We start from the raw sequence: 14,850 nt of genomic DNA on the forward strand, positions 1-14,850 counted from the left end.
GTTCATCAGTTTGAAAGAAAGAAATTAAGATCATTGACATTAACGGTAAAGACATCACAAAGAGAAAACCGAGCGCATAAAGCGCTTGAGTAACCAATAGGAAAGAAATCGTTAAGGGCGTATGGCGGATGCCTAGGCTTTCAGAGGCGACGAAGGACGTGGTAAGCTGCGAAAAGCTGCGGGGATTGGCACACACGAATTGATCCGCAGATATCCGAATGGGGCAACCCGGCATGTTGAAGACATGTCACCTCGCAAGAGGAGCAAACCCGGAGAACTGAAACATCTAAGTACCCGGAGGAAAAGAAATCGAAGAGATTCCGTAAGTAGTGGCGAGCGAAAGCGGATTAGCCCAAAAGTCTTTTTATGTTTAGAGGAATGTTCTGGAAAGAACAATCATAGAAGGTGATAATCCTGTACTCGAAAGGCATATAGAGATGATAAATGAGTAGGGCGGGACACGTGAAATCCTGTCTGAATATGGGGGGACCATCCTCCAAGGCTAAATACTCCTGAAAGACCGATAGTGAACAAGTACTGTGAAGGAAAGGTGAAAAGCACTTCGAATAGAAGGGTGAAATAGAACCTGAAACCGTACGCCTACAAGCGGTCGGAGCAGCGTAATGCTGTGACGGCGTGCCTTTTGCATAATGAGCCTACGAGTTAATTTTACTAGCGAGGTTAAGGTATTAAGTACCGGAGCCGGAGCGAAAGCGAGTCTGAATAGGGCGCATAGTTAGTAGGATTAGACGCGAAACCTTGTGATCTACCCATGGGCAGGTTGAAGCTCTGGTAACACAGAGTGGAGGACCGAACCGGTTGACGTTGAAAAGTCTTCGGATGACCTGTGGGTAGGGGTGAAAGGCCAATCAAACTGGGAGATAGCTCGTACTCTCCGAAATGCATTTAGGTGCAGCGTCGTATATAAGTTTATTAGAGGTAGAGCTACTGATTGGATGCGGGGGTTTCATCGCCTACCAATTCCTGACAAACTCCGAATGCTAATAAATGTTCTACGGCAGTGAGGGCATGGGTGCTAAGGTCCATGTCCGAGAGGGAAAGAACCCAGACCAACAGCTAAGGTCCCCAAATATATGTTAAGTTGAAGCAACGCGGTTGGACTGCATTGACAGCTAGGATGTTGGCTTGGAAGCAGCCATTCATTTAAAGAGTGCGTAACAGCTCACTAGTCGAGCGGTCCGGCATGGATAATAATCGGGCATAAACATATTACCGAAGCTATGGATTTATATTTTAGATATATCTGGTAGGAGAGCATTCTATTTGCGCCGAAGCAGTACTGTGAGGTATTGTGGAGCGGATAGAAAAGAAAATGTAGGCATAAGTAACGATAAAGCAGGCGAGAAACCTGCTCACCGAAAGACCAAGGCTTCCTCAGCCATGCTAATCAGCTGAGGGTTAGTCGGGACCTAACGCGAACCCGAAAGGGGTAGTGGATGGACAATGGGTTAATATTCCCATACTTGCTCACAATAAAAGGGGACGGTTGGATGTAGCTGCTGGAGACTGACGGAATAGTCAAGGCCTAGCCTTCGGGCGAAGCTGCTGTAGTGTAATCTGATCCAAGAAAAGCCGAAGTGAAGCAACCCGTACCAAAACCGACACAGGTGGTCGAGGAGAGAATCCTAAGGTGCTCGAGTGAGTCGTGGCTAAGGAACTAGGCAAAATAGTCTCGTAACTTCGGAAGAAGAGACGCCAACAGCAATGTTGGCCGCAGTGAAGAGGCCCAGGCGACTGTTTATCAAAAACACAGGACTCTGCTAAATCGAAAGATGCTGTATAGGGTCTGACACCTGCCCGGTGCTGGAAGGTTAAGGAAGGTGCTTAGCGTAAGCGAAGGCATTAACTGAAGCCCCAGTAAACGGCGGCCGTAACTATAACGGTCCTAAGGTAGCGAAATTCCTTGTCGGGTAAGTTCCGACCTGCACGAATGGTGTAACGATCTGGGCACTGTCTCAGCCACGAGCTCGGTGAAATTGTAGTATCGGTGAAGATGCCGATTACCCGCAATGGGACGAAAAGACCCTGTGAACCTTTACTATAACTTCGTATTGACTTTGAGTAAGTAATGTGTAGGATAGGTGGGAGGCTTTGAAGCAGGCACGCTAGTGTTTGTGGAGCCGACGTTGAAATACCACCCTTTACTTACTTGGAGCCTAACTTCTTTCAGAAGGACATTGCGTGGTGGGTAGTTTGACTGGGGTGGTCGCCTCCAAAAGAGTAACGGAGGCTTTCAAAGGTACCCTCAGCACGCTTGGTAACCGTGCGTAGAGTGTAATGGCATAAGGGTGCTTGACTGTGAGACCTACAAGTCGATCAGGTGCGAAAGCAGGACATAGTGATCCGGTGGTTCCGTATGGAAGGGCCATCGCTCATAGGATAAAAGGTACTCCGGGGATAACAGGCTAGTCTCCCCCAAGAGCTCACATCGACGGGGAGGTTCGGCACCTCGATGTCGGCTCGTCACATCCTGGGGCTGGAGAAGGTCCCAAGGGTTGGGCTGTTCGCCCATTAAAGTGGCACGCGAGCTGGGTTCAGAACGTCGTGAGACAGTTCGGTCTCTATCTATTGCGGGCGTTAGATGTTTGAGAGGGCTTGATTCTAGTACGAGAGGACCGAATTGAACAAACCTCTGGTGTATCAGTTGTACCGCCAGGTGCACCGCTGAGTAGCTACGTTTGGAAGAGATAAGCACTGAAAGCATATAAGTGCGAAACTCGCCTCAAGATGAGACATCTTTTAAGGGTCGTTGTAGATGACGACGTTGATAGGCTATAGGTGTAAAGACAGTAATGTCATAGCCAAGTAGTACTAATTACCCGTAGATTTATAGTCTATGGTTACTAATATAAACCAGGTGCTTTATGCGCAGTGAAGGTTTTGTCTTTGTGAAAGTTTTTATCGCTTAAAACAGATGTCAGATATAAGACATCAGATACCAGACCTTGAAGTCTGAAATCTGAAATCTATCCTCTGATATCTTATATACCTTCTTTAGGGTGGTTTTAGCGGTGGGGCTCACCTGTTCCCATTCCGAACACAGAAGTTAAGCCCACCAGCGCCAATGGTACTGCTAACGCGGGAGAGTAGGCCGCCGCCAGTTTTTATTTTATTTTTTAAAAAACCTTTATCTTTACGATAAAGGTTTTTTTGTTATATACCTACACCAACACCAAACCCACTCAACATACTCCCCAAACTAACTAACACAAAATCCAAACAGAAACAGAAGTAATGAGTAATAGGTAATGAGCAGTGGATAATAGATAAAGATAATAGATGTTCGTAGTAAGTAGTCCATCTCATCTATCCGCTATTCTTCTTCCTCCAGCTTCAGGCTTCCTGCTTCCAGCCCTCTGTTTTTTATTCTTTATCCAACGATGGGGCTTTACCTTCAATACTATTTATTCTTCCCAGGCTGTCACTCCAAAGAAATCTAAATAAGGTTTTCTTTATTAAAATGCTTCGACTCTGCTCAGCATGACTATGCTAATACTAACTGCTAAAAAAACGTAGACATTATCCTGTCATCTTGCATCCTTTAAACCTCTAATAAATAAGTCTGGATTCCTGAGGAATGAAATAATTGGAATAAACGTGCATCCTTACACTTGCAACTGTTAAGTTAATTTCAATAACTCGTAACCCTAATTTCTTGACACTGATTACTTATCCATTATCATTGTTCATTCACTAATCACATTTTAGTCCATTCATCACTGAACTAAGACATTATCGTCGTATAAGGATCCAAGAGCCTAAAAGTATGAAGATTGTGAGATATGGCGACTTAGACCCTTAATTACGACAAGAACCTCTAGTGAAGGGGGAATTTATTTCTTATCCCGCCAAATACGACCTTGTATATCACTTTCACTGGTCCCAAATTCAGGATCTTGCTTCATCTGGTCAAGTGCATTCTTCTGATTTTGATAATTCAGATTATCTTTTGAAGGGGTAGGGAGAGCTATTCTTCTTAGCATTATCAAAAAAAACTCCAGCTTCACTGAATGGATTTTCTAGCTTAAGAACAGTTGATACAACTTCATCGATTTCCTTATTCTTTGCTGAATCTTTCTGTATTTTTGAGCGTTTATTTGATTTGTACTGAGTAGAAAACAAAAAACACTGGTAGCCACGGGTAACCCTTTACTTAATTGTTTCATTTTGTTCATCATTTGCTTACTTCTGCAATATTAAAAAAAAATATGATACTTTATGATAAATAATACATGTAAAGTATTGATTTAAAATTGTTAATAGGTTTATTTTGTTGTTTAATCCGAATTTTAGCGTATAATATTCTGTTAATGGTAATATTGAAAAGATAAAATATTGATTATAGGTTGTCGTTCATGAATTTTATTTTTTTACTATTTTTTATTTGAAATATGCTTTTTTATCTGGTAAATCTATGGTTGTAACGTCTCTTTATTAACAATTTATATTATCCATAACAAATCACTTCCTATGTGACAATTTTTTTCTTGATACTTAAACAAGCATAATCTATAACATCACCATTAAGTAATCAGCAATAGCTACTAAGTAATGATTAATTATTAAAATTATTATTTAAATTTCACCATGTGTAGAATAAATAGTATTTTAGAGAAGCGTTATCCGAAAAGCTTAAATAGAGTAGGACACAATTAAACTAGAATAACTATGAAAAACTAATGAAGATTTCAAGAGAGAGTTTAAAATAATTACAAGGAAGTGGAGGACCCACATGTCCTGATGATCCTGCATTTGGAATGTGCTATCCTCCAGGCTGGCCAAATGGAATCTGTATGACTAAGTATCAATGCTGTATGAAACTTGGTGGGCCCATTGAATTTTGTAAAGAAGAATATGGTAAGTAAAATACTTCCCATTTTAAAAGTATAAATAAAGAAGGGCTATCTCAAAATCCTGAGATAGCCCTTTTTTATTATAAATTGTTATCAAACTTGTATTACACCTAAGTTGAATTTCTCAGTGATAGGGGCATGATTAGCTGCTTCAATTCCCATAGAAATCCATTTTCTGGTATCTGCAGGATTGATAATGGCATCTGTCCATAATCTTGCAGCTGCGTAAGTAGATTCTGTTTGTTTCTGATATTTCTTAGAAATGGTATCCAGAATTTCATTGTGTTCTTCTTCCGAAATTTCTTTTCCTTGTTTTTTCAATGTTGATTCCTGAATCTGAGCCAGTACTTTTGCAGCTTGTGCTCCTCCCATTACCGCTAAGTCAGCCCAAGGCCATGCAACAATTAATCTTGGATCATAAGCTTTTCCACACATTGCATAATTACCCGCCCCATAAGAGTTACCCGTAATAATCGTGAACTTAGGAACAACAGAATTGGAAACTGCATTTACCATTTTAGCTCCGTCTTTGATAATTCCTCCATGTTCTGATTTGGAGCCTACCATAAATCCTGTAACATCCTGTAAGAAAATTAAAGGTATCTTTCTTTGATTACAATTGGCAATAAATCGGGTCGCTTTATCAGCAGAATCAGAGTAGATTACTCCTCCAAACTGCATTTCTCCTTTCCCACTTTTAACGAGCTTTCGCTGATTGGCTACAATTCCTACAGACCAGCCATCAACTCTTGCCGTTGCACAGATAATACTTTTACCGTAGTCTGGTTTATATTCTTCATATTCGGAGTTATCCACAATACACTTGATAATTTCATAAGTATCATATTGTTCAGCTCTTGAAACCGGCATAATTCCGAAAATATTTTCCGGGTTTTCTTTTGGTGGAAAGCTTTCTATTCTGTCAAAGCCTGCTTTTTCACTACTTCCAATAGATTTCATGATATTTTTGATTCTATTCAAAGCATCTTTATCATCTTTCGCTTTATAATCTGTTACTCCTGAAATAGAGCAATGAGTGGTAGCTCCACCTAATGTTTCGTTATCAATACTTTCTCCGATGGCTGCTTTTACAAGATAGCTTCCGGCAAGGAAAATAGAACCTGTTTTATCCACAATCATCGCCTCGTCACTCATAATGGGAAGATAAGCTCCTCCAGCTACACAACTCCCCATAACGGCAGAGATCTGGATGATTCCCATAGAACTCATTTTAGCATTATTTCTGAAAATTCGTCCAAAATGTTCTTTATCGGGGAAGATTTCATCCTGCATAGGAAGGTAAACACCTGCAGAGTCTACCAGATAAATAATAGGAAGTTTGTTTTCCATAGCAATTTCCTGAGCTCTCAGGTTTTTCTTTCCTGTGATAGGAAACCATGCACCAGCTTTTACAGAGGCATCATTAGCAACTATAATACACTGTCTTCCGGAAACGTAGCCAATAACTACTACAACACCTCCACTAGGACATCCTCCATGCTCCTGATACATCTCGTATCCTGCAAATGCTCCTACTTCTATGGAATCTGAATTTTTATCGAGAAGATAATCTATTCTTTCTCTTGCTGTCATTTTTCCTTCATCACGAAGCTTTTGAAGCCTCTTCTCACCACCGCCTTTTTTAATTTCAGTGAGTAAGCGATTAATTTCAGATAATTTTAATCTGTTCTGATCTTCTCGTTTATTGAATTCGATGTCCATAAAATTTTCAATTTTTTACGCTTAAAGATACTATTTTTATGAGGAATACGAATTGGAAGTAAAACAGATGTTTAATTATTTGGTTTTTAGTAATTTGTGAAATTTTTAACTAAAAAATATTTTCAAATAATTTATATTTTTTCTAACTTTACATAAGAGTAATGGAGGGTGATAACCTCTGAAAATTACTCTGTTCCTAGTTTATTTTTTTAATAGTTTATTATTTGAAGGCCCTGAAAGTTTAATAAATTTTCAGGGTTTTTTTATGGTTTAACATTTATTTTAAATTTTGTTAACTTTTTTTAGATTAAAGCTGTCTTTTTATCAATATTTGGGTTTGTGATTTGTAAATTTGCAGGGTTAAAATAAAAAGAGGATAGGTTATGCATAAATTGGCACTTTTCAGATTGCATTTAATAGTTTTTTTATGGGGGTTCACTGCAATTCTGGGAAAATTGATTCAGGCCAATGCACAGATTCTGGTTTTTTACAGAATGTTGTTTGCCTCTATTTTTTTGTATGTATTTATCAGGATTTTTAAAAAGGAGAGCATAAAGGTTTCCAGAAAAATATTTTTTCAGCTGGCAGCAATAGGTTTTGCCATGGCACTCCATTGGTATTGCTTTTTTTATTCTATTAAAGTTTCCAATGTTTCTATTGCGCTAAGTTGTCTTTCTTTATCTACTCTTTTTGCCTCAATTCTGGAGCCTATTATTTTCAAAAGGAAAATTGATGTATCCGAAGTGATCATGGGAACTGTTATTGTGGCCTGTATACTATTGATCTTTAAAACAGAATTTCATTTTAAAGAAGGTATTATTTATGGAATTCTGTGTGCCATATTCGGAACTGTTTTTTCTGTTTTTAATGGTAAAATGTTTGGGAAAACAAGTTCGGGGAACATTATTTTTTATGAAATCTTCTGTGGTTGGTTTATTTTAATGTTAATTTATTTGTTTTCAGGGCAAATTTTTCAAATGAATGAAATAAACTACAGGGATCTGGCGTTAATATGCTTGTTAGCCAGTGTTTTCACTGCTTTTCCAATGCTGGAATCGGTGAATTTAATGAAATATATATCACCTTTTACTTTAATTTTAACAGTTAATTTAGAACCTGTTTACGGAATTATACTAGCTTTTTTTATCTTTGGGGAATCAGAACATATGAGCCCTATATTTTATGTCGCTTCGGGTGTTATGATACTGGCAATCATTGCAAATGGATTAATAAAAGCCAGAAAAACTAAAAACTTAAACTAAGCATCAAATTTATATGATGAAAAAATATTTTTTACTTGCATTTTCACTGCTGTTTGGGCTTTCTCAATCTCAGATTATCAGGAAATATTCCAATGAATTCTTAAATATCGGTGCCGGAGCAAGAGGACTTGCTATGGGAGGAGCAGTAATTACCAACCAGGATGACGTATATTCCCCAATGTGGAACCCTGCAGGTCTAATGTCTGTTGAAAGAGATTGGCAAGGGGCAGCAATGCACGCAGAATACTTTGAATCCATCGCGAAATATGACTATCTGGCCTATGCAAAAGTACTTGAAGAAGGTGTTTTTGGCGTTTCGGTAGTAAGGCTTGGAGTAGACAATATTTTAAATACTACCCAAATGATCGATTCTGAAGGGAATATCGATTATGATAAAATTACCAAGTTTTCCCAATCCGACTATGCTGCTATTCTTTCTTATGCTTTCAGACCTGGAGGAAATCCAAAATTAGATGTGGGGGTGAATGCTAAAATTGTTTATAGAAATGTAGGTAAATTTGCAAATGGTTATGGTTTTGGTTTCGATGTGGGAGCAATTTATAAGGCAGATAACGGATGGAAATTCGGAGGAATGGTGAGAGATATTACGACTACCGTAAACTTCTGGACGATTAATCAGAAAGAACTTTCTACTGTTGTAAACGGGGAAGAATTTAACCCAGCTCCTAAGGATAAACTTGAACTTACAATGCCTAAGCTAAATGTAGGTGCCAGCAAATTATTCGAAATCAATAGCAGTGTGTATGTATTACCGGAAGCAGGTATTAATGTTGATTTTGCTAAAACAGCATCATTAATTTCAACAGATTTTGCCAGTATCAGTCCGTATGCGGGAGCTGAACTGGGATATCAGAAAATGATTTTTGTGAGATTGGGGATCAACAGATTCCAGTCTATTACAGATATAGAAGACCTTAAGAGAAAAGTTTCTTTCCAGCCGAGTGCAGGTCTTGGGATCAGATATAGAGGCCTTACACTGGATTATGCAATTACGAATTCAGGGATTGGCGGATCTAATTTCTATTCCAATTTCTTCTCATTAAAACTGGATATGGGAGCATTTAGAAACGATTAAAATTATAAAAATGAAAAAGTTATTAATGCTGATGTTGGTAATAAGCTCAACAATGGCTTTTACGCAGAAGGTTTCAGATTATAAATATGTAGTAATTCCGGAAAAATTTAAAACCTTTAAAAACAGCAGTTTTGGATTGGAAGCTTATCTGGCTAAAGGGCTACAGGGAAAAAAGTATGAAATTTTAACTGAGGCAATGGACAAATGGCCATCTGAGGCTAGAAATAATTCCTGTAATGTAATTAATGCTGAAGTGCTGAATGATAAGAGCTTATTTACAAATAAAGTGATTTTGCAGTTCAAAGACTGCAGTAAAAAGGTCATTTTAGAATCCAAAGGGCGCTCAGATATAAAGGAATTTGAAGAAGGGTTTCCTGATGCTTTAAAGCAGGCTCTGACACATGTTCCACTTTCCAGCCCGGTAGAAATGAAGCCTGCTAAAATATCAGATGCTGCTGAAAACGTACAGAATACAGTTTCTGAAACCGTTGTATCTGCAGGAACTCCGGAAGCAAATAATTACTCGAACGGGAAACTTGATCTTCAGAAAATACAGATTGATTCTAATCAGTTTATCTTGGCAAAATCCGGAAGTTCCGTACCATTTGCTGTTTTCAAAACGACTTCTAAGAGCGCTGTTTTCCTTGTAAAAATGGCTGATGGAAATACTACCATCGGATATTTTGAAAACGGGAATATTGTAATAGATATTCCACAGACTGACGGAAGATTCTCCAAAGAAGTCTTTACAGCAAAATAATTTACATCAATAATAAGAAAAATATCATCCTTAATTCATAACTTTTTAGAATTAAGGATTATTTTAACTACATAGATATGAAAAAAGTTTACATTTCTATATTGGCAATACTGTCAGTATTTTCGAGTGCACAAAGTGTATTTAATACCCAGTTAAACGAAATTAATTTTGGGGCTTCCAGTGATCCTGATAATTTTATAAAATTCAATAATCATATTCTTTTCACAGCCACCAAGTCTACAGAGGAAGGAAGGGAACTGTGGAGTTTTGATCCGGGTACTCAAAAATCAATTCTGCTGAAGAATGTTTTTCCGGGGTACAGCATTGGGATGACTGGAGATCCGTCTTTTATGAGGCTCAATAATAAAATTTACTTTATTGCTGTACAAAGCAATAGTTCGTCCAATAATCAGCTTTGGGTCACAGACGGAACCACGGTAGGAACATCCAAGGTAAAAGATCTGAATTTTGAGTTTTCGGTGGCTGCAACTGCTGCGGTCGGAAATAATATCTTTTTCTACCACCACAATGAACTTTGGTCTTACAATACCGTTGCAGATAGTCTGCAGCTATTAAAAACATTTCAATATTCCGGTGATGTAAAAATGTATACCATGAACAATACTTTGTTCCTGGCAGCAGATGATGGCACACATGGAAAAGAGATATGGAAATCAGATGGAACCGTTGCCGGAACATCTTTATTAAAGGATATCGTTCCCAATGCGGGTGGAAGTATTAATGGCGATTTTAAAGCACTGATTTTTAAAAATAAACTATACTTCGTGGTTAATCTTGGACCAGGAACAGCGGGATATGAATTATATTCAACAGATGGAACAGAAGCGGGAACAGTATCCATAAAATCTGTAGGTTATCCGCAGCTGGAAGGAGCTGCCGCTGCTAATTATTTTGTTTTTACAGGCTTTGATGCAGCAAATGGCTATGAACCATGGGTTTCTGATGGGACAACGGCAGGAACTTATCTGTTGAAAAATCTAATGCCTGGAGCTACAAGTTCTATGGCAATGAAAAAATTTGTAAAATATAATAACAAAATATTCTTTGAAAGTAGTGCCAACGGTGTTAACTCTGTGTATGGTAATTATATCTGGGAAACAGATGGTACAGAAGCCGGAACTGTTCTCTTCAATACGCACGCAGGAGCTTTGATTTATGGGAACAGCTCAGATAATAATCATTTGATTCTTACGATGGCTAATTATGGAAACAGATATTGGATAGTGAATGGAAATTCTTCACAGAGTTTTGAGATTACAGGCCTTGGAATGCCAAATAATAATAGTTTTGTAGACCTGAATTCTAAAATTTATCTTACCGGAAATACCCCCAAATATGGCACTGAACTATTTTCACTAAATCCGGTGACCCATCAGACTACAATAGCTTCGGACATCAGTAGATTTGAAAGTTCTTTGCCTCATGCATTTCAGGTGCTGAATGATGATCTTATTTTCATTGCGACGGACAGACAGTATAACAGCCAGATTTATAAGAGAAATAAAAATACACAGCAGATTGAGAGAATATCCAGCTTTGGAGGAAATTCGTTTATAGGTATGGGCAGTGACTTTAATGACAATTTCATTAAAGTAGGAAACTATCTTTACACTCCAGAAGCAGCTTACAGAACAGATGGTACAGAAGCCAATACTTTGTCAATATCATCCCCGAATATTACCAGCAGGGTACCGTATACCAGCTTGAACGATAATACATTACTTTTTGCCGGATACAATAATGTGGTAGGAACTGAACTTTGGAAGATTGATAATACATCCAATACTGTTAGTATGGTCAAAGATATTTCCCAGGATAATATGGGAAGTCTTTATTCCGTAGATTCAAAAACTGCAATACTGAATGGTTTTGCTTATTTTGTGGCAAAAGATAATGGAAAACTTGGGATCTGGAAAACAGATGCTACTGAAGCCAATACCCAAAAGGTAATACAGTTTTCCTATCAGGATGGGACAAATGGAGATATTAAGGTACTGAATGCTTTTAATAATAAATTATTCTTTACAAAACAACAGGAAAATACTCCTGCGAATTACAGCTCCGGGCAAAACGAGCTTTGGATTTCAAACGGCGATCAGGCATCTGCTACATTACTGAAATCTTACGCTGCTCCTTATGGCTCTTCAAGTATTGCGAGAGAAACAATAATATTTAATAATAAGCTTTTTTATGTCACTTCAGGTTATCCTTCTCCAGCGCTGCATTCTACAGATGGAACAGTGGCAGGGACAGAACAGATACTAGCGGGAAACTTTTTTGGTGATGTAAAATTTAAAAAATGTGGAAATCAGTTATTTTTTACCAATAACAATAGTACACAGTTGTGGAAAACAGATGGAACAGCGAATGGCACATCTGATTTATCCCAAAATTTTTCTTCAGTGAAAGATATGACGTGTGCCAACAATTATCTTTACTTTCTTAATGGGGATTCCCAAAAGGTATGGAAAAGTGACGGTGTTTCAACCTCTCCGATGGATATTTTTGTGACAAACGATGATAATCAGCTGCTGGTTAATGAAAATATTCAGAAAATGGGAACAGATGGTGAGAAATTATTTCTGACCATTAATACCAAAGAACATGGAAGTGAATTGTATGTAGTGACTGATCCACTGCCTGTTTATCTGGCAACCCATGAAATATCAGGCGCAGAAAGTAAAAAAGGAAATTCAGATCTGCAGATTTATCCTAATCCTGTTTCAGAATATTTTTCAATAAGACTGAACGAAAATTCTAAAGTAGAAATCGTGAAAATTTTTGATGCCTCCGGAAAACTTGTGAAGAATATTATCTACAATAATAAAAATATTGATGTAGCAGAACTTCCATCAGGAATATATTTTATTAAGTTAAAAGCAAATAAAGGGGAATATATGGGTAAGATTATAAAAAAATAATACATGTAAAAGGCTCTTAAAAAGAGCCTTTTATAATATATATGTTGATGTGTTTTTCATTCTTTTAGCATTTTACAAGAGTCTTATAGATATAAAAGCAATTGGATGTCAAATGAAATGTGATTAGATTTATAAAAAGAGAAGAATTTTTATAGCATTATTGTCATTAGTTGATATTACTAATTTATGGAAAAAATATAAATAATACTAATATTTAATAAAATATTTATTTGTTTGTGTTTTTTATTGATAAATTTCCTTTTTGTACTGGGGATTGTTGGTTTTTGTCTCTTATTGAGTAAATGAAAAAAGTATATGAGTTTTAGCATTAAAACTTCATTTTGTTTGTGACAAATTAGCTGCTGTACTGCATTAGTTTATCAATTAGCATTAAAAAATTCCCAAATCACTTTCGCTTTGCTTTTCCCCAGAATTTCTTCAAGAGTTTCAAAATTGGCTTCTTTGATTCGTTTTACAGACTTCAGTTTAGACAAAAGCAATTCGATTGTTTTTTCTCCAACTCCAGAAATTTCTTCCAGTTCGGATTTTATAGTAGAATTTTTTCTTCTTGTTCTGTGATGTTTTACCCCAAATCGGTGGGCCTCATCACGGACACGCTGAAGGATTTTCAACGTTTCAGATTTTTTATCAAGATATAAAGGAATAGGATCTTCCGGGAAAAATATTTCTTCCAGTCTCTTGGCGATCCCTACAATGGTAATTTTTCCATAAAGTCCTAATAACCTCAGGCTTTTAACAGCAGAAGAAAGTTGTCCTTTTCCACCATCAATCAGAATTAATTGAGGAAGGCTTTCTCCTTCATCAAGCATTCTTTTGTAACGGCGGTAGATGACCTCTTCCATCGTTGCAAAGTCGTTTGGCCCTTCTACCGTTTTAGGATGAAAAATTCGGTAATCTGCTTTACTCGGTTTTCCATCTTTGAAAACAACACATGCAGACACAGGATTCGTTCCCTGAATGTTGGAGTTATCAAAACCTTCAATATGTCTTGGTTCTACAGGCATTCTCAGCAGTTTCTGCATTTCGGCCATAATTCTGTTGGTATGCCTTTCAGGATCTACAATCTGAACCTGCTTCAGCTTTTCCAGACGGTATTCTTTAGCATTCTTTTCAGAAAGCTCTACAATTCTTTTTTTATCTCCTACCTTGGGAACAATCAGTTTTACATTTGGGATTTCTACAGACAAATGAAACGGTAAAAGAACTTCCTTAGAATCTGAAGAAAACTTTTGACGGATCTCTATCAAAGCTTCTTCCATAATATCTTCATCAGTTTCTTCAAGAATCTTTTTAATCTCAGTAGTAAAACTCTGGATAATATTTCCGTTTCTTATCTTAAAGAAATTGACATAAGCAGCGGTCTCATCACTGGTCATTCCGAAAACATCTACATCATCAATATTAGGATTTACGACTGTGTTTTTAGCCTGATAATCTTCAAGAATATCCAGTCTTTCCTTAATGATCTGAGCTTCTTCAAACTTCAGGTTGGAAGCAAGCTTCATCATCTGATTCACCAGATAATCTTTTGCTTTACGGAAATCTCCTTTGATAATTCCGCGGATAGCATCTATTTTTTCGTCATAATCTTCCTTGCTTTCAAGATCTTCACAGGGCCCTTCACAGTTTTTGATATGGTATTCCAGGCAGACTTTATATTTGCCTTCCGCAATTTTGGAGGGAGAAAGATTAAGATTACAGGTTCTAAGCTTATAAATGTGTTTTATAGTATCCAACAATATCTTTGCAGGACGTACTTTGGCATACGGACCGTAATATTCAGATCCGTCTTTAATCATATTTCTGGTCAGAAAAATTCTTGGAAAATCTTCGTTTTTGATGCAGATCCAGGGATAAGTCTTATCATCCTTCAGCATAACATTATAAAACGGCTGGTACTCTTTAATCAGATTATTTTCCAATAAAAGAGCATCATACTCACTGTTTACAATCGTCGTTTCCAGTCGCTGGATTTTACTGACCATTATTTTGATCCTGTATCCTGAGAGGTTTTTGTTGAAATAGGAGAGTACCCTTTTTTTCAGATTTTTAGCTTTTCCTACATACAAAAGCTGTTCGTTTTTATCATAATAACGATAAACGCCGGGTTCGGATGGTAAGGTTTTGAGCTGTAGTTCTAAAGAAGGATTCATATAACAAAATTAAGGAAACT

6 protein-coding genes and 2 rRNA genes are annotated in these 14,850 nt (G+C 37.4%); 6 read left to right on the forward strand and 2 right to left on the reverse strand.

The window, feature by feature from the left end; all coding sequences use genetic code 11:
- Positions 1-101: 101 nt before the first annotated feature.
- Together RHP76_RS18655 and rrf are read left to right on the forward strand one after the other, a co-directional pair.
- Positions 102-2,856: ribosomal RNA gene (locus tag RHP76_RS18655) — 23S ribosomal RNA — on the forward strand.
- Positions 2,857-3,016: 160 nt separating this feature from the next.
- A 5S ribosomal RNA gene (rrf, locus tag RHP76_RS18660) occupies positions 3,017-3,124 on the forward strand.
- 1,843 nt (positions 3,125-4,967) lie between these two features.
- Here rrf and RHP76_RS18665 read toward each other — a convergent pair.
- Complete coding sequence (locus RHP76_RS18665) at positions 4,968-6,596, reverse strand: acyl-CoA carboxylase subunit beta (protein WP_280214057.1); 1,629 nt, start codon at positions 6,594-6,596, stop codon at positions 4,968-4,970.
- 383 nt (positions 6,597-6,979) lie between these two features.
- Here RHP76_RS18665 and RHP76_RS18670 point away from each other — a divergent pair, with 383 nt between their 5' ends.
- The 4 genes from RHP76_RS18670 to RHP76_RS18685 all read left to right on the forward strand — a co-directional run bounded on the left by RHP76_RS18670 (position 6,980) and on the right by RHP76_RS18685 (position 12,656).
- On the forward strand, positions 6,980-7,858 hold the full coding sequence (locus RHP76_RS18670; RefSeq protein WP_062675639.1) for a DMT family transporter: 879 nt from the start codon (positions 6,980-6,982) through the stop codon (positions 7,856-7,858).
- A 13-nt stretch (positions 7,859-7,871) separates the two neighbouring features.
- The gene (locus RHP76_RS18675; protein ID WP_034693290.1) at positions 7,872-8,954 is read left to right on the forward strand and encodes a putative type IX sorting system protein PorV2; all 1,083 of its coding nucleotides are present in this window, start codon (positions 7,872-7,874) and stop codon (positions 8,952-8,954) included.
- Positions 8,955-8,964: 10 nt separating this feature from the next.
- Positions 8,965-9,714: a hypothetical protein gene (locus tag RHP76_RS18680; protein ID WP_311228781.1), complete on the forward strand. Its 750-nt coding sequence runs from the start codon at positions 8,965-8,967 to the stop codon at positions 9,712-9,714.
- 77 nt (positions 9,715-9,791) lie between these two features.
- Entirely contained in the window at positions 9,792-12,656 is a 2,865-nt protein-coding gene (locus tag RHP76_RS18685; RefSeq protein ID WP_311228782.1) for a T9SS type A sorting domain-containing protein, read from the forward strand.
- Positions 12,657-13,036: 380 nt separating this feature from the next.
- Here the strand turns inward: RHP76_RS18685 and uvrC are convergent, their stop codons facing one another.
- A complete protein-coding gene (gene uvrC, locus RHP76_RS18690) occupies positions 13,037-14,830 on the reverse strand; it encodes an excinuclease ABC subunit UvrC (protein WP_120233337.1) in 1,794 nt (597 codons plus the stop codon).
- Positions 14,831-14,850 lie beyond the last annotated feature (20 nt).

Source organism: Chryseobacterium sp. SG20098 (assembly GCF_031844745.1).
Classification (GTDB): Bacteria; Bacteroidota; Bacteroidia; order Flavobacteriales; family Weeksellaceae; genus Chryseobacterium; species Chryseobacterium cucumeris.

Excerpts from the sequence above, each read along its gene's own strand:
- RHP76_RS18665 (WP_280214057.1), bottom strand. The coding sequence starts at position 6,596 with ATGGACATCGAATTCAATAAACGAGAAGATCAGAACAGATTAAAATTA.
- RHP76_RS18670 (WP_062675639.1), top strand. The coding sequence starts at position 6,980 with ATGCATAAATTGGCACTTTTCAGATTGCATTTAATAGTTTTTTTATGG.
- RHP76_RS18675 (WP_034693290.1), top strand. The coding sequence starts at position 7,872 with ATGATGAAAAAATATTTTTTACTTGCATTTTCACTGCTGTTTGGGCTT.
- RHP76_RS18680 (WP_311228781.1), top strand. The coding sequence starts at position 8,965 with ATGAAAAAGTTATTAATGCTGATGTTGGTAATAAGCTCAACAATGGCT.
- RHP76_RS18685 (WP_311228782.1), top strand. The coding sequence starts at position 9,792 with ATGAAAAAAGTTTACATTTCTATATTGGCAATACTGTCAGTATTTTCG.
- uvrC (WP_120233337.1), bottom strand. The coding sequence starts at position 14,830 with ATGAATCCTTCTTTAGAACTACAGCTCAAAACCTTACCATCCGAACCC.